General features: G+C 64.8%; 21 protein-coding genes. 13 read left to right on the top strand and 8 right to left on the bottom strand.

Features of this window, described 5'->3' with window-relative positions; genetic code table 11:
* Window positions 1-173: 173 nt before the first annotated feature.
* The 8 genes from B0E47_RS04175 to B0E47_RS04140 all read right to left on the bottom strand — a co-directional run bounded on the left by B0E47_RS04175 (window position 174) and on the right by B0E47_RS04140 (window position 9,062).
* The gene (locus B0E47_RS04175; RefSeq protein WP_139351324.1) at window positions 174-533 is read right to left on the bottom strand and encodes a hypothetical protein; all 360 of its coding nucleotides are present in this window, start codon (window positions 531-533) and stop codon (window positions 174-176) included.
* Window positions 534-985: 452 nt separating this feature from the next.
* The gene (locus B0E47_RS04170; RefSeq protein ID WP_077512750.1) at window positions 986-2,287 is read right to left on the bottom strand and encodes a S8 family serine peptidase; all 1,302 of its coding nucleotides are present in this window, start codon (window positions 2,285-2,287) and stop codon (window positions 986-988) included.
* Window positions 2,284-2,916 (bottom strand): hypothetical protein, encoded by a 633-nt coding sequence (locus B0E47_RS04165; RefSeq protein WP_077512749.1) that lies wholly within the window; start codon window positions 2,914-2,916, stop codon window positions 2,284-2,286. The genes B0E47_RS04170 and B0E47_RS04165 overlap by 4 nt, the downstream gene beginning before the upstream one ends.
* On the bottom strand, window positions 2,913-3,497 hold the full coding sequence (locus B0E47_RS04160) for a sigma-70 family RNA polymerase sigma factor (protein WP_077512748.1): 585 nt from the start codon (window positions 3,495-3,497) through the stop codon (window positions 2,913-2,915). The genes B0E47_RS04165 and B0E47_RS04160 overlap by 4 nt, the downstream gene beginning before the upstream one ends.
* Window positions 3,498-3,573: 76 nt before the next feature.
* The gene (locus B0E47_RS04155; protein WP_254422797.1) at window positions 3,574-4,434 is read right to left on the bottom strand and encodes a hypothetical protein; all 861 of its coding nucleotides are present in this window, start codon (window positions 4,432-4,434) and stop codon (window positions 3,574-3,576) included.
* A gap of 127 nt (window positions 4,435-4,561) precedes the next feature.
* A complete protein-coding gene (locus B0E47_RS04150; protein WP_254422796.1) occupies window positions 4,562-5,272 on the bottom strand; it encodes a c-type cytochrome in 711 nt (236 codons plus the stop codon).
* Between the two features lie 14 nt (window positions 5,273-5,286).
* A complete protein-coding gene (locus tag B0E47_RS04145; RefSeq protein WP_077512745.1) occupies window positions 5,287-7,917 on the bottom strand; it encodes an MtrB/PioB family outer membrane beta-barrel protein in 2,631 nt (876 codons plus the stop codon).
* Window positions 7,918-7,940: 23 nt separating this feature from the next.
* Window positions 7,941-9,062, bottom strand: coding sequence for a DmsE family decaheme c-type cytochrome (locus B0E47_RS04140; protein ID WP_139351323.1), 1,122 nt, complete (start codon window positions 9,060-9,062; stop codon window positions 7,941-7,943).
* A 340-nt stretch (window positions 9,063-9,402) separates the two neighbouring features.
* Between B0E47_RS04140 and B0E47_RS04135 the strand changes: the two genes are divergently transcribed.
* The 13 genes from B0E47_RS04135 to B0E47_RS04075 all read left to right on the top strand — a co-directional run bounded on the left by B0E47_RS04135 (window position 9,403) and on the right by B0E47_RS04075 (window position 22,209).
* Entirely contained in the window at window positions 9,403-9,840 is a 438-nt protein-coding gene (locus tag B0E47_RS04135) for an FdtA/QdtA family cupin domain-containing protein (RefSeq protein ID WP_077512744.1), read from the top strand.
* Window positions 9,825-10,490: an acetyltransferase gene (locus B0E47_RS04130; RefSeq protein ID WP_077512743.1), complete on the top strand. Its 666-nt coding sequence runs from the start codon at window positions 9,825-9,827 to the stop codon at window positions 10,488-10,490. Before B0E47_RS04135 ends, B0E47_RS04130 begins: the two co-directional genes overlap by 16 nt.
* A 7-nt stretch (window positions 10,491-10,497) precedes the next feature.
* Window positions 10,498-11,451: a hypothetical protein gene (locus B0E47_RS04125; protein ID WP_077512742.1), complete on the top strand. Its 954-nt coding sequence runs from the start codon at window positions 10,498-10,500 to the stop codon at window positions 11,449-11,451.
* Window positions 11,438-12,370: a GNAT family N-acetyltransferase gene (locus B0E47_RS04120; RefSeq protein ID WP_077512878.1), complete on the top strand. Its 933-nt coding sequence runs from the start codon at window positions 11,438-11,440 to the stop codon at window positions 12,368-12,370. The genes B0E47_RS04125 and B0E47_RS04120 overlap by 14 nt, the downstream gene beginning before the upstream one ends.
* Entirely contained in the window at window positions 12,370-13,512 is a 1,143-nt protein-coding gene (locus B0E47_RS04115; RefSeq protein WP_077512741.1) for a DegT/DnrJ/EryC1/StrS family aminotransferase, read from the top strand. Before B0E47_RS04120 ends, B0E47_RS04115 begins: the two co-directional genes overlap by 1 nt.
* Window positions 13,509-14,759 (top strand): O-antigen translocase, encoded by a 1,251-nt coding sequence (locus tag B0E47_RS04110; RefSeq protein ID WP_077512877.1) that lies wholly within the window; start codon window positions 13,509-13,511, stop codon window positions 14,757-14,759. Before B0E47_RS04115 ends, B0E47_RS04110 begins: the two co-directional genes overlap by 4 nt.
* Window positions 14,760-14,761: 2 nt before the next feature.
* Window positions 14,762-15,688 carry a glycosyltransferase gene (locus tag B0E47_RS04105; RefSeq protein WP_077512876.1) on the top strand — a complete coding sequence of 309 codons (927 nt, stop codon included), beginning with the start codon at window positions 14,762-14,764 and terminating at the stop codon, window positions 15,686-15,688.
* Window positions 15,685-16,875, top strand: a complete 1,191-nt coding sequence (locus B0E47_RS04100) for a hypothetical protein (protein ID WP_077512740.1) — start codon at window positions 15,685-15,687, stop codon at window positions 16,873-16,875. The genes B0E47_RS04105 and B0E47_RS04100 overlap by 4 nt, the downstream gene beginning before the upstream one ends.
* A gap of 10 nt (window positions 16,876-16,885) precedes the next feature.
* Window positions 16,886-17,710 (top strand): Wzz/FepE/Etk N-terminal domain-containing protein, encoded by an 825-nt coding sequence (locus B0E47_RS04095; RefSeq protein ID WP_077512739.1) that lies wholly within the window; start codon window positions 16,886-16,888, stop codon window positions 17,708-17,710.
* A 149-nt stretch (window positions 17,711-17,859) separates the two neighbouring features.
* Window positions 17,860-18,747 (top strand): class I SAM-dependent methyltransferase, encoded by an 888-nt coding sequence (locus tag B0E47_RS04090; protein ID WP_077512875.1) that lies wholly within the window; start codon window positions 17,860-17,862, stop codon window positions 18,745-18,747.
* Between the two features lie 25 nt (window positions 18,748-18,772).
* A complete protein-coding gene (locus tag B0E47_RS04085) occupies window positions 18,773-19,984 on the top strand; it encodes an amidohydrolase family protein (RefSeq protein WP_174566953.1) in 1,212 nt (403 codons plus the stop codon).
* The gene (locus tag B0E47_RS04080) at window positions 19,984-20,682 is read left to right on the top strand and encodes a class I SAM-dependent methyltransferase (protein ID WP_077512737.1); all 699 of its coding nucleotides are present in this window, start codon (window positions 19,984-19,986) and stop codon (window positions 20,680-20,682) included. Before B0E47_RS04085 ends, B0E47_RS04080 begins: the two co-directional genes overlap by 1 nt.
* Window positions 20,683-20,697: 15 nt before the next feature.
* Window positions 20,698-22,209: a radical SAM protein gene (locus B0E47_RS04075; protein WP_077512736.1), complete on the top strand. Its 1,512-nt coding sequence runs from the start codon at window positions 20,698-20,700 to the stop codon at window positions 22,207-22,209.

The raw sequence follows: 22,209 nt of genomic DNA, 5'->3' as shown, positions 1-22,209 counted from the left end.
AGGCGGACTTCCCCTTCGATCCCTGGGCCAAGGCGCGATGATCATGCGCCCCGTACCCTGTGCCGCATTTTCCGGCCTCGATCGTGCGCAGATATCAATGGCGTTGGATGACAAATGCCGTACTCTTTCGGGAGCAAGGATTTCGCATGTTGCAGCGTGTGACCGGGCTGCCTTCAGCGCTGCGTGGATGCCGATGCCGGAGGGTGCTGGTCACGCATCAGCAACTTCTTGATGAAGTCATGTACCTCGTCTTTCGATACCAGACCGCGGTGCCGGCCATCTATGGCATCGAAGTTCTTCGCGATGAATGAAACATTGCCATTGGCGGCTTCTTCCCGGCTCAGCAAACCGTCATGGTTTTTGTCGGCGATATCGAAATTCGTGTCCAGCACGGTCACGGCCCTGACGATTCCATTAAGGCCCGTATTCGCCATGGCTGGCACGTAAAAGTTGGCGCAGACGATAAAGGAAAGAACAACGACTTTTAAGCGCGACATAGGGTGGTTTCCATGGGCAAGCCAGCGATCAGACATCTTACGTCTACATTTTCATGTTGCAACTTTCAGCTTTGAATTTGCGAAGCATTCCATAGCCTTGGCCCCCTTCGACGAATGCACCACGTCCGTGCCGAGATCCGGGTGGAAACCGTCTGCACGCAGACTGGCCTCGATCGAGACAGGGTAGGCTCGCCAACCGCCATTTCACAGTGAAGTGCGGGGTGGCGCATGAGTTGATCGAAGCGAATTGGTGATACGCGCGCGAGATGACGATGGCGCCGACTCGGGCGCCGGAGCGCTGGATGTCACTGGTGCCAGTGTCGAAAAGCATCGACATCTCAGCGCCATCCATGCCCACTCGGTCCCGTGCACCAGCCGGATGCAACGGTGGTTGGGCAGCTACATCAGGCATCGGGCCGATGCCGCGTCGTGGGCGTCCTGTTGAATCGTCTGAGCCACGAAATTCAACATCAGGTGAGCAATTCAGCTCAAGGAGTAGCTTTCTGTGTACTGCGGAGTGCCGTCACTGCTGCTGCTGCGTTTACCTGGAGCGTCCCATCGGAGACTTTGCTGCTGCGTAGCAAAAGACCATGGACCGTGCGCGCATCCAGATTCGGTGCGAGGGACAGCAATAAAGCGGCAATGCCGCTCACATGCGCGGCAGCCATGGATGATCCGGAAGTGAAGTCATATCCCCCGCCGGGCTGGGTCGTCAGAATGTCGTTTCCTGGGGCGCTCAAGACACCGGACGCTGCAGTCGATGCGCCATTTACGCGAACGACAATGACCCCTGGCACGTTGTTGGGAAACCCGTCGAGGGTTCCATCCGGCGGCATCGCCGCGATCACGATGCGGTTCTGGCTCAGCAACTTGGCAAGCAACATATTGAGCAGCGGATCTGGTGGGCCACCCAGGCTCAGATTGATGATACGGACATTTGTATCAAGAACTGCCGCCAGCGCTTTGGCGAGGGTGAACGAGTTGCAGCGCGCGCCGGCGTTTGGAGCCGGCTGATACCAGCATGCCTTGTAAACGCTCAGTATGGCCTTGGGCGCGATCCCCACGATCCCCTGATGATTGTCGGCATCTGCAGCGACGACACCCGCGACTTCCGTGCCGTGGCTGTCGCGATTGAAGGCCGACGCATCGTCATCAACCAGGTTGTGCGCATCACGGATGCGCCCCTGCAGATCGAGATGCGTCATGTCGACGCCTGTATCGATGATCGCGACATGTACTCCATTGCCCTGGCTGATGTTTTGCGCGAGGGCGGCGTCGGTTTCGACGAAGCCGCGCTGGAGATTGACGTAAGGATCGTTGTACGGGTGCGCGGCCCGGGGTCCTTCCGAGTAGACGGAATACTCGTTCAGTGGCTGCGCAAGTTGCACGCGATCGTCCTTGGCGAGCGCCTTGAGCAAGGCATCCTGGGTCATGCCGGAAGGTGGCTCGAACACGACGCAGTACACGCCGAGGGCCTTGATCGGCCAACCGGTGAGTTCGCGCAGTCCGTAACTTTTCTTCAACGCCGCCAGCGTGGAGGCCGCGCGCTGACCCGCGCCGTAATACCTTGGTGCGGCGTAACCCAGCAAGCTGGAGCCGGCGTTGGTGGAGGGTGACTCAAGCGGGTTGGCGACAGCCAGCACGATGTCGCGCTGGCTGTTCATCGAGGACACGCTGGTGGTCGATGCGTGGCCGAGATTGGCGTGGCTGTCCGGGGACGCCATGAGGCGCGAGGACGCGCACGCGCTCAAAGCCGCGACTGCGACAAGGGTGAGGAAGCCGCATTTCATGGTGTGACGGCAACGGGCTCCGCGAGGCGGATGCCGCGAGTGGCGCGCAGCTGCTGCAACGCATGAGTCGTTGAGGTGGAGCTCGTGGGCGCGACCGTGTAGGCACCCACATCGTTGGGACCAGCAACGACCTGCAATCGAAGGGCATGCAGTAGTGCGTTCCAGTCGGCCACCGTCATGGCCGCATCAGGCACGACACGGATTGTGCCGGGGGCTGCAGGCGCGGACTCTTGACTGAGTGTGCGATACACAGGACTGCCGCCGGTCGACCACAACTTCACGCCCAAGGCACCGATACTGAGCGCCTGGATCAGCACCACGGCGACCAGCGCCCGACTCAGCCAGTTTCGCGATCGCGAACGATACGGCGCCTCCTCGGCATCCGGCGTATCGAGGCGACCCAGCAAGCGCCTCAATCCGACATTCGCGTCGATTGAAATATCCGTGGGCAGCGACAGGGCTTGCCGCAAACGACTTTGTTGCGCGAATTCGGTACGGCACGACTCGCACTGCGCCAAGTGACCTTCCAGCCATTCGCCTTGCTCGTGCGTGGCACTGTTCTGCAGTACCCAGGGCATCGTGTCCCAGGCACGGACGCAGTCGCGGCCGGAATGCTTCGGGAACGTCATGGCGCGTTCTCCTTGTGCTTGGGCGAGTTGCCTGCCAGCGCTGGAAGCACGTTGCGCAGCTTGACGCGCGCGTGGAAGAGACGTGCCTTCACCGTGCCTACGGGGCACTGCATGATGACGGCAACATCGTCCAGGGTATGACCCACGCCATAGACCAGTTCGATCACCACGCGTTGATCCGCGGACAGATGATCGAGCCCCTTGCTCAGCCAGTCGCGCAACTCGCGATCTTCATCCAGATCATGCTCAGGGGTGCGCTGTTCCGACCGGGGGTCGTCTTCGACCGGCTCGTCACCGTGTTGCCGCAGCGCCTTCAGCCCACAACGATAGGCAATGCCCATCAGCCACGTGGAAACACGTGAGTCGCCATGGAAGCTGCCGGCTTTCTGCCAGGCGACCCAGAAGCAGTCATTGATGACTTCTTCGATGACGTCGGGGCGCCGTGTCAAGCGGGACAGGAAGCGGCACAACCTGCCGTGATAGCTGCGATAGAGCACGCTCAGCGCGGCGCGATCACCCGTCGACATGCGTTGCAGCAGCATGCGGTCGGTGACGTCAGCGTCGATATCGTCGTCGTTCATGGCTCGGTGGAAGTGATCGGACTGCGGTGGGTTCGCTACGTAAGTACTGTATCAACCCCAAAAGGTTGCCTGTGGCTCAAAAAGACCACGAAATCGTGGCGACCCAGGATGAGGTATCCAGATTGGCCCATTGCTGCTGTGTTTCCGGCGCTGCCACGATCCGGTCGAGTTCCATCTGCCAGGGTCCACTATTCCACAATAGCCCCGCGTGGCCGTAGCTGTAGTGATTTGCGCGGGCGGAGCCGGTGTGGTCGGTGTAGGAGTCGGTGTAAACATGATGGTAGGGGCTATAGGGAGCCGTGAGGGATTGGGTGATGCCCGCACCGGCGGAAAGGGAGAAGTGCCGCGTCAATGGCCAATGGAGATTGATGTCGGCAGCACCACGCGGCTGTTGGGTCTTGGCGCCGATGACGTGGATGGCCGACAGGCCGAAAGTCAGCACATCCCGGTAGCTCCAGTTGACCCCCGCTTCGGCTCGATCAAAGGTTCTTGAGCTGCCGTTGCTGCCGGGATATCGGTAGTAGAGCAGGCTCACCTGCATCTGCCAGTCGCTTGAAAGAGACCAATAGCGGGATGCCTGGACCAGGGCTTCCACCAGGCGGCTTGGCGAACGCACTTCCGTACTTCCCGACAGGCCCAGCGACCAACCTGATGGAAGGGTCTGGGATGCAGTGTCCTCGGTCGGAAAGGTCCAGGAGGCGGCTCCCTGCAAGATGGGTGTGTCGCCAGTAATCGCCTGGCCCCGGTCAACCAACTGCGAGCTGAGTGCCACGGTGCCGTTGAAGCTGGTTGATTGAGCATGCAGCGGCATGGAAAGACATGCCGCCATGGCCAATGACATGAGGCCATGGCGGATGCTGGCGACAGCAGCCCCCCGGATGCCAGGGGCACAGTGGTGCAGCCTGACTTTGCCCCGGAGTGGGTGATGCTCAGCCATGGCGCCTACCTGTTTATGACGTTCAAAACCGCGCCGTGGGAGCGGACAGAATAGCGTGGAGTGTAGCCGGGCCAGCCGGAGGGCTCTCCATCCTGGGCACGCTGCCGGCTCTGGAAACATTGCCTGCTCACTGCGTTGCGATGTAGGTCGACAGTGCCTGTATATCCGCATCGCCGAGCGTCTGCGCCACGCCGTGCATGATCAGCGCGTTGCTGGTGCCGCTGCGCGCACCGCTGCTGAAATCGCCCAGCGCCTTGGTTACGTAGAGCGCCGATTGTCCGTGCAGTCGCGGGAAAGTCGACCAGGGTGGCTTCGGTGCATCGCTAGAGTAAACGCGTGGGCCCTGCCCGGTCGGGCCGTGGCAACCCTGGCAGGGCGGCACGCCACGGGTCGGGTCGCCGTTGAGGAAGATCTGTTCTCCACGTGAGACGGCGTCGGCGTGGCCACTCGGCTTTGGCGGCAGCGAGGAGTAATACGCGGCCAGGTTTCGCATGTCTGCATCGCTCAATGCGGCGGCCTGACCGCCCATGATCGGGTCGCTGCGCTGGCCATTCTTGAGGGTCTTCAATTGCACATAGAGATAGGTCGCCGACTGTCCGGCCAGGTTCGGGAAATTCGGCGCGATAGCCAAGCCCTGCGGCCCGTGGCAGGCCGCGCATACGGCTGATTTTGCGAGGCCGGCTTGAGCATCGCCGGTGATCGGCTGCTGCTGGCGCAGGTCGGTCCATGCTGCTGGCCTGGGCGTGGCGGCAGCATCGGACGCCGCGGTGGAAAACACCGGCATCGACAGGATCACGGCGGCCGCTGCCAGAGAGAGAACACGGTGCATGGAAGACATGGCGGCGTTCCCCCTCAGAGCTTCACGGTCACGAAGGCACCCACCAGCAAGGCATGCCAGTGCGGCTGTGGCCCCAGTTCGGTGAACACGCGGTTGCCCACGATGAGGTCGGCAGGCGTGTTGAAGCCGGCGTAGTTCCAGTCGGCGTGGTTGCCGAACTCGTATTTCCCATACAGGCGCATGCCCACTCTCCGGTTCAGCGCCAGATTCAGATTGGCGGTGAGCGTCTGCATGCGATAGACATTGGCGGGGAAACTGTTGCCGATAGTCGCCGCGGTCAGGATCGATCGGTACACCGTGGAAATCGCCGCCAGGCTGGCGTAGTCGTAGCTGTTGAGGCCGCGCGAGTAGGTGTAGTCGTAGCTGAGATCGAGCCGGACGCGCGGCGAGAAGACGTGGTTGAAATGTGCGCCGGCGTCGACGTCGCGCTCGTTGTCGGTCGCCGTCCAGAAATTCGCATACGGGAAAAACGGGCCGCCGAATTGCATGTCGGCCTGGTCCGGCGAGGAGAAGGTCAGCGCCTCGTTGTCATTGACGTTGCCCTGCTTGAGCCGGCTCGATTCGATGCCTGCATGGACACTCATCGACGTCGCCGCCGTCGGCTCCCAGTCCCAGGCAACGTCGGCGCCGGTCGTGTCGTAGGACTGCCGTCCGATATCCGCTCCATAACGAAGGCGGTTGCCATACAGCGTGGCGGTGAAGGTGGCCGTGGTACCCAGCGGCTTGGTCAGGATCGCCTTGAGCTTGCTCGCCTCGAGGTTGCTCATGTCGTACTTGTACATTTGGGCGACGGTGAACGCGGTATAGCCAACCGCGGGCAGCAGGTATCCCGGCATCGATGGCGAATACGCGGCGAGATACGGGTCGGGGTTGTAGGGGCCGCCACTGCGCTTCTGGTATTCGTAGCTGAGACGCAGGGTGGCGTTGCCGAGCGATCGGGTGTCCCAGCCCAGCTTGACGTGCTGGTCGTTGATATAGGTGCGTTCGCGCGGATGTGGTGTCTGATGGTCGAGCAGGTAGCTTGCGCTCAGCGTGTTGTTCCGGTTGATCCGGTAGCTGCCGCCCAGTTCCGTCTTGCGGTCGTCGTAGCTGAAGGGGATGTTGCTTATCTGCGCGAAGTTCGACTGGTACAGCGGGCTGCCTGGTTGGAACAACTCGGTGCCGCCGGTGACGATCGGCTCCGCACCGTTCTCGGGCACATAGCCGTACTGTCCGGTCAACGGGTTGTACATGGTGTAGCGCGTCATGTTGTTTTCGTCGCGTTGACGCAGGTTGGCGTGCCAGCTGAGCTTCGCGGTGGGCCGGAAATCCACGCGCAGGTTCAGCAGGCCGCTATCGATGCGCGCATCGCCGTCCTGCCGCGACAGCGCGGCCGTGGTGTTCCAGTCCGCGCAGGCAATACCGGTCGTGCCGAGGAACTGCCCGCTCGGGCAATACAACGGGTTGAGCGGCGCCTGCAGTGCATCGTTCTGCCGCATGCTGCTGTAGGCTGCCGAAACAGAGAGCTGGCCGCGCCAGAACTTCAGCGGATGCGAGGCCTCCAGCCGCACGTTGTAGTAATTGTTGTCCGGCTCCAGCGACCAGGTGCCGCCGGTGACCACGGAAGTGGAGCCCGGCGCCACGGCAAAAGGCACGGCGTAGTCCAGCGTGCTCTTGTGGTCGCGGAAGAACGAGCCAGTCAGGGTGAAGTTGAGCAGCCAGCCCGAGGCACCGCCCTTGTTGCGCAGGCCGAGGTTGACGTCGGTGGTGGTGAAGTCGACCGGCCGCACCGTGTCGTACTGGCCGCCGAACGTGCCCGGGATGCTCGGCGTGCCCGGGCCGCCGGGGCCTGGAGCCACGAAGAAATAGGTCAGGTACATCGGGCCGCCCCAGTCGCGGTCGCCGGTGCGTTTCTCGTTGGTCACGCCGGCGTAACCGATCCAGTTCCGGGTCAGCGCACCCTCCCAGCTGACGCCCTCGCTCTGGCGCGTCACCGACAAGGTTCGACGTGGCCGGTTCGCTTCCGCGGCCTGCACCTGGGCCGGCGTGCTGCCGGTGGCAAGACCGTTCGGCAGGGTCAGGTCGGTCGAACCCACGCCATTCCACAGCGGATAGGCCGTGGTGCTCAGGGTGTGCGGGATATCGCGATAGAACGCCTCGATGTGGTAATCGCCGTAACGACCGGCGCGCAGGCGGTAGTACTGGTCCTGACTGCTGATCCGGCTGCCGCGGAAATCCACGTACTGGCCGGTCGTGCGGTTCTGCGCGGAGAGCGCGAGCATGCCCAGCGCGGCACCGTTGTTCCAGCCCGAATACATGCGGAGGAATTCGTCGTTGCGATCGCCGCTGAGGTGGAGATAGCCGAACTCGGCCAGCCCCGTATAAGTCCAGTCGCCCGCGCCGAGCGGGGCCGCGTCGGGTATCTGGTGAGGGTAGGGATAGAGCATGCCGGTCGGTGTGCGCAGCTGGCCGGCATGCAGCCAGGACATGCCGGCCGGATCGGGCGTGGCGAACACGCCCCAGCCGGTGGGGTCGAGACTGTTGCCGAACTGGATATTGCCCACGCGCTGGCTGTCGCTGGCATCGCTCTGCGCCAGCAACGGCAAGGGGCCGACCACGCCAAGTGCCAGGCCCAGCAGCGCAGTCAGAGGTTTACGCTTCAGCATCGCTCGGCCTTCGCCTGATTCGTTCACTGGTGGAACTTGGCACCGCTGGGGTTGTTCGAGCCGTGGATATTGCTGTGGCAGCTCAGGCAGCTGCGCCCCATCACGCGCTCGTCCGGCGCCAGCCCGTTGCGCAGGTTCTGACGCGTCAGCAGATCGTTCGGGTGGTCGCTGTTGGTGTGGCACTGCTGGCACAACATCGGTACCGGCAGCACCAGCAGGCTTTCCTGGTTCGAGCCGTGCGGGGCGTGACAGTTGAGGCAGTTCTCGCCGACCGGCGCGTGTTCGAACAGGAATGGACCGCGTTTCTCGGCGTGGCAGGTGGTGCAGGTCTCGTTGACGGTGTCGGTCTTCAGCAGCGGCGCGGTGATGCTGCCGTGCGGGTTGTGGCAGTCGACGCAGGAAATCTGTCCTTCCGGCAGCGGCATGTGCGAGCGGCGGTTGAACTGGGCGCGAACGTCCTGATGGCAGCTTGCGCACACCTGGTTGATGGAGTCGTTCGCCAGCACGCCTTCGGCCGACTGCCGTGTCATCGGGTTGTGGCAGTCGGTGCAGGACAGCCCGCGCTCCTGGTGCACCGAGCCGATCCAGTGCTGGCGCGCGCCGCCGACGTGGCAGCTCAGGCAGGTACGTGTCTGGGTTTCGATCGGGGTCTTCGCATCGTGCGTGTAGGCGATGATCAGGCCGGGCGCGGCGGGGTTCTTCGCATGCTCCGAGCCAGGGCCATGACAGGACTCGCAGGCGGCCTGTGGCCCGGAGCGGGCGCTGCCCGCGCGGAACGAGGCTACGTGCAGGCTGTGCGAGGCCTGGATGCCTTCCAGCGCGTGGCAGGCGACACAGCTCTTCGCGCCGATCGCGTCCGCGCTCGGTGCCAGCGGGTTCGGCGGGATCGAGGCCGCGTCGAACGGCGTGGCGGGGCCGTCGTCGAATGCGTGCGCGTGCATGTCGTGATGCATCGATGCGCCGGCGCCCATGTCGGTGGATGGCAGCATGCGTGCGATGTCGCTTTCGCTCAGGCGGCTGGACGGCTGGTGCGATGTGTCCGCACTGTCGCCGGCACTCTGCTGCGCGTGCGCACCGGGCGACCACAGCAACACGCCGCCCAGGCCACCCGTCACGGCCAGCAGCGCCGCCAGCGACAGCGCCATGACACCCGTCGCCCGACGAGTCCTCATCCTCACCAAACTGCCTTTGGGTGTTGCCGCCATCCAGCCGATCTCCATGCATCGCCCATGGTTTGCTTCATGCCCAGCGAGGCCCGTGCGTGCGGTGCTGTAGAGAGCCTGGTGTAACTGGGTGCCGGTTGAGCCGCGAAAGGTTGCATCCGGCAATAGTGGCCATGCAGGCCGCTCCTCATTCCCGCACGGCCACCAATCCGAAGCGAAGTTGCTGCGTTGACACCGCCGATGGCGAAGCAACCTTTCGCGGGCCGTTCGGCACTCAGGTAAACAGGTCGGTCATCTCAAAGCCCACGGCGTGGCCAAGAACATGGAAATCGAGCGAATCCAGCTGCAGCAGCATGGCGACGCCGCCGGCATGCTCGTCGCCCTGGAAGAGGAGCGCAACGTACCGTTCGTGATTCGCCGCGTGTACTACATCTTCGGCACTAAGGACGCCGTGCATCGGGGCCGGCATGCGCATCGCTATCTGCATCAACTGGCGGTGGCGGTGCGTGGTTCGGTCACCTTCCTGCTGGATGACGGCAGTGGCCCGGTGGAAGTCGTGCTCGACAATCCCTCGCAGGGCCTGCTGCTCGGCCGCATGGTGTGGCGCGAGCTGTACGACTTCAGCGAAGACTGCGTGCTGATGGTGCTGGCCGATCAGCTGTACGACCGCAGCGACTACATCACCGACTACGACGATTTCCTGCGCGAGGTCGCAGGCTCCGTGTATCCCGAGGACATGGCAGCATGCCTAGGCCGCTAGTCCTGATCGGCGCGGGCGAGTTCGCGCAGATCGCGTGCGAATACTTCGAACACGACAGCGACCGCGACGTGGTCGCCTTCAGCGTCGAAGGCGAATACCTCTCGCAATCGACGCTGGCAGGTCGCCCCGTAGTGGCCTGGGAGACGCTGGAAGCGCATTACCCGCCGGCAGAGGTCGACGTGTTTGTCGCCATCCCGTCCAGCCAGCTCAATCGCCTGCGCACGCGCCTCTATCTGGATGCGAAACGTCGCGGCTACCGCTGCGTCACCTACGTCAGCACGCGTGCCTTCGTGTGGCGCAATGCCGAGCTGGGCGAGAACAGCTTCATCTTCGAAGGCAACGTGATCCAGCCGTTCGTGCGCATCGGCAACAACTGCATCCTGTGGAGCGGCAACCACGTGGGGCATCGCACGGTCGTGCACGACAACGTGTTCGTCGCCTCGCACGCGGTCATTTCGGGTTATTGCGAGATCGGCGAGAACAGCTTCATCGGCGTCAACTCCACCTTCAACGACCACGTGAAAGTCGCGCCTGACAATGTGATCGGTGCCGGCGCGCTGGTCACGCGCGATACCGAGCCGGGCCGGATCTACGTCGGCTCGCCGGCCAAGGCGCTGCCTGGCAAGTCCAGCCTCGACGTGAGGCTTTGAAGAACGCATGGCCGAGTGGACCAAGAAGGGATTGGTGTTCGATACCGCGCGGCATGGCGTGGGCGGCTGGATGCTGCATTCGGCGCTGACACCCACGCCGTGGCGCATCGACGGCGACACCATCCGCGTCTACGCGGGTTTTCGCGACGCCGACGGCGTCAGCCGCATCGGCTACGTCGACGTGCGCGCGGATGATCCTGCGTCCATCGTGCGCGTCAGCAGCGAGCCGGTACTCGACATCGGGCGCGGCGGCTGCTTCGACGACAACGGCGTGATCCTCGGCGACGTCGTCGATGCGCCGGGCGGCCTGCACCTGTTCTATGTCGGTTTCCAGCACGTGGCCAAGGCCAAGTTTCTCGCGTTCACCGGCCTGGCCGTCTCCACCGATGGCGGCGATCATTTCCGGCGCGTGCAGGAAACGCCGATCCTCGATCGCGGGCCCGGCCGCAGCACCATCGGCGCGGTGCACTCGGTGGTCCATGAAAACGGCCGCTGGCGCATCTGGTATGCCGCCGGCGACGACTGGGAAAGCATCGGCGGCCAGCCGTTTCCGCGCTACCACATCCGCTACGTGGAGACGGACGATCTCGCGGTCATCCCGCACGAGGACCAGGTCTGCCTGCTGCCGCGCGGCAGCGAGTACCGCATCGGCCGGCCGCGCGTGTACCGGTTCGGCGGCAGCTACGTCATGTACTTCACGCGCGGCAATCTCGGCGGGGAATATTTCCCCGGCGTGGCGTACAGCGATGACGGCATCCACTGGGAGCGTCGCGACGAGGCGCTGGGCCTGGGCCTGTCCGCCAGCGGCTGGGATTCGCGGGTGATCTGCTATCCCGCGCTGATCCGCCAGCGCGACAAGCTGCTGATGTTCTACAACGGCAACGACATGGGGCTGGATGGATTCGGCGTGGCCGAGGCCAGTCACGCCCGCCTGGATGGTGGTGCGGATGTTCACGGTTAGGCCCTACGCGCAGGCCGACGCGAACGCCTGGGATGCGCTGGTCGAGCGCTCGCGCAACGGCAACCTGCTGCATCGACGCGGCTACATGGACTATCACGCGGACCGCTTCGTCGATCAGTCGCTGATGGTCGAGCGCAGCGGCGAAGTCGTGGCGGTGTTCCCCGCGAATATCCAGGATCGCACGGTGACAAGCCACGGCGGCCTCAGCTATGCCGGCCTTATCAGCGGCGACGCGCTGCGCGCCGAATCGACGCTGGCGGTGTTCGGGCAGATCGGCAGCCACTACCGCACGCTGGGCGTGGAACGTGTCGTCTACAAGGCGATCCCGCATGTGTTCCATGCCTGCCCCGCCGAAGAGGATCTGTATGCCTTGCATCGGCTGGGCGCGCAGTTGAAGCGCCGCGATCTTTCCTCGGTCATCGCGTTGCAGGAGGCATTCCATTTCACATCAGGTCGCCGGCACGCCATCGACAAGGCGAGGAAGGCGGACATTTGCGTGCGGTACGGGGTCGACCCGGAAGGCTTCCACACCTTGCTCACCGACGTGCTGCGCAAACACGACGTCGTGCCGACCCACAGCCTGGCGGAGTTGCGGCTGCTGCAGGCGCGTTTCCCGCAACACATCGTGCTGCATGAGGCGCGCCGCGGGGAGGACTTGCTGGCAGCCGTGCTCGTCTACGATTTCGGCAGGGTCGTGCATACCCAGTACATGGCCGTGTCGGAGGAAGGGCGGCAGCTGGACGCGCTCAGCTTCCTGCTGGCCGAGCTGATCGAAAACACGTATGCGACGCGGCGCCATTTCAGCTTCGGCATCTCGACCGAGCAGGAGGGGCGCGTACTCAACACCGGCCTGGTCGCACAGAAGGAATATTTCGGCGCCCGCGCCGTCGTGCACGATTTCTACGAGTGGCGGCTGTGATGGAGATCGACCTGATGGACGTCGCCCGGATCGACGTTCCCTTCCTCAGCCTGCGTGACGTCAATGCGCGCCATGCCGACGAGCTGAAGGCCGCGGCCGCGCGCGTCATCGATTCGGGCTGGTATGTGCTGGGCGAGGAACTGGTGGCTTTCGAACGCGAGTTCGCCGCGTACGGCGGCGTGCGCCATGCCGTGGGTGTGGGCAACGGGCTGGATGCGTTGTCGCTGATCCTGCGCGGCTACAAGGAACTCGGCGCGATCGGGGAGGGCGACGAGGTCATCGTGCCCGGCAATACCTTCATTGCCAGCTTTCTGGCGATCAGCGAGAACCGGCTGGTACCGGTGCCGGTGGAACCCGATGCGGCCAGTTTCAACCTGGATCCAGCCTGCGTCAAGGCGGCGATCGGACCACGCACGCGCGCGATCATGGCGGTGCACCTGTATGGCCAGCTGGCGGACATGCCTGCGCTGGCGGCGCTGGCCCGGCGGCACAAGCTGCTGCTGATCGAAGACGCGGCGCAGGCGCATGGCGCGATGCGCGACGGGCGCAAGGCCGGCGCATTCGGCGATGCGGCGGCCTTCAGTTTTTTCCCCACGAAGAACCTCGGCGCACTCGGCGACGGTGGCGCGGTGCTGACCGACGACACCGTGCTGGCGCAGCGCATCACGGCGCTGCGCAACTACGGTTCCGACGTGAAGTATCGCCACGAGTTCCAGGGCCTCAACTCGCGGCTCGACGAAATGCAGGCGGCGATGCTGCGGGTGAAACTGAAGTACCTCAATGACGACGTCGCGCGGCGTCGCCGCGTGGCGCGGCGTTATCGCGATGGCATCCGTCATCCGCAGATCCTGCTGCCGCAGGTGGTGCGCGAAGAACTGCACGCCTGGCACCTGTTCGTGCTTCGCTGCACCCGGCGCGATGCGCTGCAGCGGCACCTGCAGTCGCGCGGCATTCAGACCCAGGTGCATTACCCGCTGCCGGCGCATCGGCAACCGGCGTATCCGTCGCTGCGGCATGTCCGGCTGCCGCTGACCGAACGACTGCACGACGAAGTGTTGAGCCTGCCGATGGGGCCGACCTTGCGCGATGACGAGGTGGAGCGGGTGATCGCCGCCTGCCAGTCGTTCGAATGCCCGCCATGAACATCGTGCGCACCGGCTTCTACACCGCCATCGCGACGGCCGCGCGGCTGCTTGCCGGCCTGGTGGCGATCAAGCTGGTGGCGTGGTTCGCCGGCCCCGAGGGCGTGGGCAAGCTCGGCCAGTTCATGAGCCTGATGTCGCTGCTGGCGGTGCTGGCCGGCGGCGGCATCAGCGCAGCCATCGTGAAGTACGTTGCCGAATACCGCGACGACCAGGAACGCCTGGCGCGTCTGCTCTCGGCTGCGCTGTGGTATGCGTTCTGCGCGTCCTGCCTGATGGGCGGCGTCGCCGTGCTTTTCAGCCACGAGCTTGCGCTGTGGCTGCTGGGCGATGCGCAGTATGCCGGCCTGATCCGCCTGCTGGCCGTCGCCCAGCTCGGCATCGCGCTGCTCAACTACATCCTCGCGGTGATCAACGGTTTCATGGACGTGCGCCGGCTGGCCTTCATCCAGGTGCTCGGATCGATGGTCGGCATCGTGGTGATGGTGTGGCTGTCGCGCTGGCTGCATCTGTATGGCGCGCTGCTGGCGCTGGTGATCAGCCAGCTGCTGTGGCTGGTCGTCGGCCTGCCGGCGTGGTGGCGCAGCTCGTACTTCCGACGCAGCATGCTGCGCATGCGCTACGACCGCGAGATGAGCTTGCGGCTGGCGACATTCTCGGTGATGACGATCAGCTCGGCCCTGCTGCCGCCGTTGGTGAACATCGCGGTGCGCGATCACCTCGCGCTGCAGTTCGGCTGGGAGCAGGTCGGCTACTGGCAGGCGGTGAGCAAGGTGTCGGACGCCTATCTGCTGTTCCTCACCACCGCCATCAACATCTACTACCTGCCCAAGCTGGCGTCGACGCATACGCGCGAAGCGCTGCTGGCCGAGTTGCGCACGGCCTACCGCTACATCCTGCCGGCGGTGATCGTGCTGGCGGCCACCGTGTATTTGCTGCGCGGCTGGGTGACGTGGCTGCTGTTCACTCCGGACTTCGTGGCCGCCAATGCGCTGTACGGCCCGCAGCTGCTTGGCGACGTGATCAAGATCGCCTCCTTCGTGCTGTCGTACCTGATGCTGGCCAAGGCCATGACGCGGCTGTTCGTGCTGTCCGAGTGCGTGTTTGCGGGCACCTATCTGCTGCTGGTCTATGTGTTCACCGCGCACTTCGGCGTGGTCGGTGCGATGTATGCGTTCGCGGTCAACTATCTGTTGTACCTCGCCTTCAACGTGGTGGTCGCGCGACGTTACCTGGGGAGGCTGTGACGATGGCCGACGAGATGCCGCTGGTCTCCGTGCTGATCCCCGCGTTCAATCACGAGCGTTTCGTGCAGCGCTGTCTGGACAGCGTGCTGGAAGATCCCTACCCGGCCAAGGAGCTGATCATCATCGATGACGGTTCGACCGACGCGACCGCGGAGCGCATTGCCGACTGGGTGGCGACGCACTGCATGGATCTTCCGATCGAGTACGTGCGGCGGGAGAACCGGGGCATCGCGGCGACCTTGAACGAACTGGTGGCGCGTGCCAGCGGCGAGTTCCTGCGCCCAGGCGCCAGCGACGACTATCTGCTGCCCGGCGGACTCGACGCGCAGGTCCGTTACCTGCTGGCGCATCCGGGCAAGGGCGTAGTGCTCGGCGATTCGATCGTCGTCGATCAGGACGGCAGGAAGATCCACGACAGCGGCATGTGCGATCTGCACGGCGCCGACAAGAAACTCTATCGCTCCGATGACGGCATCCGTCGCGCGGTGATCGGCCAGTGGGCCATCGGCGGGCCGGTCGCGCTGATCCGCAAGAGCGCGCTCGACATCGTCGAGCGCTGGAGCGAGGGCCTGCGCATCGAAGACTGGGATCTGTTCCTGCGGCTGGCGGCGCAGGATGCGCTGGGCTTCATCGACGCCGGCGTATGCGCTTACCGTATTCACGGCGGCAACCTGAGCAAGACCCGGCACACGGCGACGCGGGTCGCCAATCTTGCCGAGTCGCGCCAGGTCGCGCTGCGTCGCGCCTGCCTGTTCGACGAACCGTACAGGACGCTGCTGCTGGCGCAGTCGCACCGCATCGGGGCCAAGATTTCGTTCCTGCAACGGCGGTTGTGGCCGCTGGCACTGCACATGCTGGCGTATCTGGCGCTGCTGGTGCTGGCAAAACTGCGGCTTCCGTCCGTGCATCCGGCCGCGGGGGCGACATGAAGCGGCTGTTGTGTCTTCCCTCGGCGTATCTCGGGCTGCCGATCCTGCTGGCTTGCGGGCTGACCTGGCTCACCTACGATCTCCCCGCGGATTACCTGCCGGGCCTGCTGCTGCTGGCGGCGAGCGCCACGGCCATCGTGTGGTTCGACGTGCGGGCGCGCGTCAGGGTCCCCGGACCTGCATTGTTCCGCGCGCGTCAATACGCGGGGACCCGCGATGCGTTCGTCGCGCTGGCCTTCGCCGGCCTGATCGTCCTGTTCTGCCTGCTCGATCTCACCCTGTTCCCGATTCCACTGCTGGACAAGCCGTCGTCGTATGCAGTGATGACCGGTGGCCGCGAGCACATCCGCCACGTCTCCGACATGTGCTGGGTGCTGCCCCCGATCGGGCTGCTCTGTGCCAGGAGTCGATGGCTGCGCAACGCGCTTATCGTCATCGGCTTCCTGTTCCCGGTGCTGGTGATCGACCGCAACCGGCTGTTCGCCAGCGTGTTCTCGTTTGCGCTCCTCATCGTGTTGCGACGGGACGAGGCAAGAGCGCTGCCGTGGAAAAGCGTCGGCTTGCTGGGGCTCGCCGGCAGCAGCGTTTTCTCTGTCCTCGGCATCCTGCGATCCGGACCGCTGGATCACATCACGCTGCCTTTCAGTGCCATGTACCGGGCGTTGCCGCTGGGCTTCAAGTGGCTGCTGCTGTACGGCAGCGCCGGCCCCTACAACTTCAGCGCGATCCTGGCCAAGCATTACTCCAACACCAGCTTCCTCATCAACCAGGTGGTGCCGCTGCATGGCTCCGTCGTGACCGCCGGCACGGATATTCCGCTGGACGCGCCGACCATCAACGTGGGCACGGAGTTCTTTCCGTTCCTGATGGCGCTGGGCCCGGTCGGCGCGGTGGCCGCGATCTTCGTGCTGTACGGCCTGTTGCGGTGGAGCGTGCGGCGACTGCGCCGCACCGTGCCGCTGTTTTCCCTGCTGATCTTCCTGCGCATTGCCTATGTCTGCGTGATGTCGCCGTTCGCGCCGCAGGCATTCACGTGGACGAACGTCGGTTTCATCGGCCTGTGTCTGGTCATGCAGGTCCTCGTGGCATGGCTGCCGAACCGGCGGCTGCAGGAAGCGACCGGCGATGGGCCGGGGCGTGCTTCCGCAACGGCCGTAGCAAGCCTGTCTCCCTCCTCCTTCCAGTGAGCACCGAACCATGGAACAAGACGAAATCTATCTGATCGATCTCTGGCGGATCTTCTCGCGCGAGTGGAAATGGTTTGCGGCCGTGCTGGTCGTGGTCCTGATCTGCACCTATGCCTTCGCGCATCGGGCGAAGAACCAATGGGAGGCAACTGCCTGGATCCAGATCGGGCAGGTCGGCCAGGCGCCGTCGGGACAGGACCTCAAGATCGAGTCGCTGGCCCGGGTTCTCGAGCGCCTGCAGATGGTGCCATTCGAAAACGAGGTGATGAACAGCCTCGGCGTTTCGCCCGACTCAGCCGAAGCCAGGCTTTATCGCGGCAGCATGAAGCTGGATCCGTTGCCTTACGCTGGCCCGCTGATCCGGATGAGTTTGCGTGCGTATTCACCGCAAGAGGCTCGTCAATTCGCGCTGGCGACGGTCAATCAGCTGCATGCCATTCACCAGCAGCTTGAGGCCACGCCGCTGAAGCTGGCGCGCGCGCGTCTTGGTCAGATCCAGGCCGATCTGCGCGATGCGCAGGCCGAGCGGGATCGCCTGCAGCAGGCCGTCGCGCCCGCCGGCAAGGGGCTCCAGGACCCGCTGCTCGCCAGTGTGTTGCTGACCAGCAAGAACACGGAGATCCGTAGCCTGGAGCTGTCTAGAAGCGATCTCGTTGATCGCCTCAGTACCACGTACACGTATGAGACGTCGCTGCTGGGATCGGTCTATGTTCCCGAGAAGAGGGCATCCCCGAATCTGGCTTTGATCTGGGGCGCCGGCATCCTGTTCGGGGCCTTCCTGGCCGGGTTGGCCGCGCTGGCGCGAAACGCCTTGCGGCGCCGGGTGCGTGCGTAGTGCCGTTGTCGACCGGTCGCATTCAACCAAAGCGGCCGATGGCGGCACTCACCAGGCAGATGAATGAACGTGCCGAGAGGAATGCCACGGATCGACCGGAAGCTGGCCCTGACTGTCACGGGTTGACTTGCGGCGGCATGGAGATCGATATGAACGGGCAACACAAGCTTGAAGTCGTGCACGTGGAGGTGGCTGCCGCGAACGCGCCATCGCGTCGCCAGCGCAATGCGCCGTTGAACGAGGCGCAGCTGCTCGAAACGCAGCGCGCCTTCGACAGTGTCGCCGCCGACTACGACGGCCCGCGTGGCAACAACGAACTGATCCAGCGCATGCGGCTGACCCTGTGGGATGCCGTGCACAGCAGGCTTCAAGCCGGTGCCCGCCTGCTCGATCTGGGATGCGGCACCGGCATCGACGCGCTCGAATTCGCGCGGCGCGGTTTCCACGTGGTGGCCACCGACTGGTCGCTGCGGATGGTCGAGCGCACGCGGGCGCGCGCCGAAGCTGCGGGCCTGCAATCCCGTGTCACGGCGGCACATCTGGGCGTGCAGCAGCTCGACCAACTCGAGGGCGGCTTCGACTGCATCTATTCGAATTTCGGCCCGCTGAATTGCGCGCCGGACCTTGGCGCCGTCGCGGCCGAATGCGCGCGCCTGCTGCGTCCCGGCGGCAGCCTGGTGTTCTCGGTGATGGGCCGGATCTGCCCGTGGGAACTGGGTCATTACGCGCTGCGCGGCCGCTTCAGGCGGGCCGGCGTGCGTGCCGCGCGCGGCGCGACGGCGGTGGGGATGAACCAGCAGACGATCTGGACTTATTACTACCTGCCGCGCGAGTTCTACCGCGCGTTCGCCGAACACTTTTCGCTTGAGAGCTATCGCGCGCTGAGCCTGTTCATGCCGCCGCCTTACCTGGTCGATTACTACCGGCGCCGGCGTCGCTGGTGCGAGCGGCTGGGCCGGCTCGACGACCGCTTCGGCGCAATGCCGCTGCTGCGCGACATGGGCGACCATTTCCTGATCGTGATGCGGAGGCGCTGAAGCCGTGGACATCCTCCAGGCCGCGATGGACGTCAGCCTGTGCCGTGCGGTATCGGTCACCTCGGCCAACTGCTCGCGCGCGCCGCTGCCAATACGCGGAGGGCGGATCGGCTCATCGCTGGCGGCGCGGGCGTATCGGGTCGATCTGCGCGATCACCTGATTTTTCCCGGCCTGATCAACGCGCACGAACATCTGCACGTCAATACCGTGCCGCCCCTGAAAGCCGGCGCACCGTTTCCCAACAGCTACGCCTGGATCGAAGCGTTCCAGGTGCATTTCGAGGAACCGGCTGTGGCCGCCGCATTGCAGGTGTCGAAGGCCTTGCGGCTATGGCACGGCGCGCTGAAGAACCTGCTCGCTGGCACTACCTGCGTGGCGCATCACGACCCTTGGCATCCGGCGCTCGACGCGACCAATTTTCCCGTCAGCCTGCTGCGCAATTACGGCTGGAGTTACGCACTCGGCTGGCCCGGTTATGGCCCACCGGTCCAGCAGAGCTTTGCCGCCACGCCGGCCGATCGCCCCTGGCTGATCCATCTGGCCGAAGGCACCGATGCGACCGCGCAGGCCGAACTGGCCGAGCTCGATCGACTGGGATGTCTGGCAGCCAACAGCGTGCTGATCCATGGCGTGGGGTTGCGTGAGCAGGACATCGACCGGGTGATCGCCAGCGATGCCGCGGTGATCTGGTGTCCGACCAGCAATCGCGCCCTGCTTGGCCGCTCGCTCGATCCCCGGCGTCTGCACGCGGCCGGCCGGTTGGCACTGGGCAGCGACTCGCGGCTCAGCGGCGCGCGCGATCTGCTGGAGGAAATGCGTGGCATCGCGGCGCGCGGCGAACTCGGCGCCGCGCCGTTGCTTGAACTGGCCACGGTCGACGCGGCACGCATCCTGCGTCTGCCGTTGCGCGGCAGCCTCGGGCCGGGTGCGCCGGCGGATCTGGTGGTGGTTGAGGACCGTGGCGGCGATGAACACCGCAGCCTGGTGGGCATCGAGCGCAACCAGATCCGCGCGGTGGTGCGCGACGGCGTTCCGCGCATTGCCGATCCCGATTTCGCCGAGTGGTTTGCAGCTGCCGGCGTGGACACCGTGCCGGTGACGCTGGACGGCAGGCCGAAACTGCTGGCCACGCTGCTGGCCGATCCCGCCCTGATTGCGCTCGAACCCGGGCTCGAACTGAGCGTCAAACGGAACGAGGGCGAGCGCGATCTCGCCATCCTAGCGCGATGCTACTGATGACACGCCCGCCGATCCTCGCACCTGCGGAGGCCTACGCGTTGTGGGCACCCGGCTATCCGGCGCATGCGCACAATCCGGTGATGCAGGCCGAGCAGCGCGCGATGCTCGCCCTGATGCCCGAGGATCTGCCGGGACAGGCGGTGCTCGACGTCGGCTGCGGCAGCGGACGCTACATGTTGCATGCGCTGCAGCGTGGCGCGGCGCGCGTGATCGGTGTGGATCTTTCGCCGCAGATGCTCGTGCGTGCCGGCGCCGAGCTGGCCGCATTTCAACCCGATGCCGAAGTGGATCTGATCCAGGGCAGCGTGGCCGCACTGCCGGTTCCGGATGCGCGGGCGAACCTGACGATCTGTGCCCTGGTCGTCGGACATCTCGACAACCTGCACCAGTCGCTCGCCGAACTGCAGCGGGTGACCCGGCCCGGCGGCACGTTGCTGTGCAGCGACGTGCATCCGATCGGACACGCGCTGGGCTGGCGGCGCGATTTCAAGGCCGGCGACCGGCACTACGCCGTGCGACATACGCAGCATCTGTACAGCCACTGGCATGCGGCCTGCACCGCGCTCGGACTGGCGATCGAACGCGTGCTGGAACCGATGCTCGATCCGGCCGACATCCCCGCCGGTGCGCACTTCGACCGCACGGCGCTGGAGGTTCCGGTGGCGCTGGTGTTCCAGCTGCGCCGGCTCGCCTGAAATCAGAGACGTCCGATGACTCATCGTCCCAACACATTGCTGGTCAACCCGACGGTCACCACGCGTCCGCGCTTTCCGCTGTCGCTGCTGAACCTGGCCGCCGCGCTGGACCGCTTCGGCGACAGCCGCATCGTGGATGGCAATATCGATCGGGAGCTGGTGGACGCGACCCTGGCCGCGGCCGGGGAACGACACTACGACGCCGTCGGCATCGGCATCATGGGCGGCCCGCAGCTGGCGCCGGCGATCGCCGTGTCGAAGGCGATCCGCGAGCGTTATCCGTCGATGTCGATCATCTGGGGCGGTTACTTCCCCACGCTCTACACCGACACCACGCTGGCGGCGCCGTATGTGGATTACGCAGTGCGCGGGCAGGGCGAGGAAAGCCTGGTCGAACTGGTGTCGGCGCTGGGCCGCGGTGGCGATGACGAGGCGCTGGCCAGGATCGGCGGCCTGTCCTGGCGTCGCGCCGGCGAGATCGTGCACAACCCCAATCGCCGCTTCCAGCACGGCGATCCCTCGCTGGTGCTGCCGTATGAAAAGCTGGGCGATCCGGACAAGTATCTCGCCAGCACCTTTCTCGGGCGCCGCACGGCCGTGCACCAGGCCTCGATCGGCTGCCGCTTCCGTTGCACGTTCTGCGGCGTAGCGGCGATGTTCGGCGGCGCGACCTCGCTGCCGGCGACCGAGCGGCTCGAACGCGAACTGAATTATCTCAAGTACGAACTCGGTGCCGATTCCATCCTGTTCTACGACCACAACTTCTTCGATCGCGAGCAGGACATGATCCCGATGCTCGAGATCATGGCCCGGCTCGAAATGCCCTGGTGGTGCTTCGCGCGCGCCGATGCCCTGCTCAAGCTTTCCGAAAGCACCTGGGAACTGGTGCGCAGGAGCAAACTGCGCATGGCCTATATCGGTGCCGAGTCACCCAGCGGCGCGATGCTGAAGGAAATCCGCAAGGGCACGCGCCCGGACCAGACCTTGGCGGTGGCCGAGCTGTGCCGGCGCCACGGCGTGATTCCCGAGTTCTCTTTCATGCTGGCGCCGCCGGTGAACACCGAAGAAGAAACCGAGCTGACCTTCGAGTTCATCCGCGAGCTGAAGCGGATCAACCCGGCGTCGGAAATCATCACCTACATCTACACGCCGCTGCCGGAGAGCAGCAAGCACGAACGGGAACGCGGCAAACATCCTGCCGCGCCCCTGCTCGACCTGCATGGCGAGCCGGTGGTCTTCCCTTCCACGCCGGACGAGTGGACACAACGCAAGTGGGTGGACTACGCCTGCCATGCCGACGCGCCCTGGCTCAGCGAGAAGCTGCGCCAGCGCATCTATGATTTCGTCACCGTGCTGCGTTGCCGCTATCCCACCGTGCAAGACGTGCGCTCACCGCGCTGGGCCAAGCGCAGCTTGAGCGCAATGGCGTCGTGGCGTTATCGCCACCGGCGCTACGATCATCCGTGGGAACTCGACATCGCCAATCGCTTCGTGCAACTGCGCACGCCGCAAATCACCGGCGCGTAG

It is taken from the genome of Rhodanobacter sp. B05 (assembly GCF_002001085.1).
Taxonomy (GTDB): Bacteria; Pseudomonadota; Gammaproteobacteria; order Xanthomonadales; family Rhodanobacteraceae; genus Rhodanobacter.
This window is presented reverse-complemented; position numbering and strand designations above follow the sequence as displayed.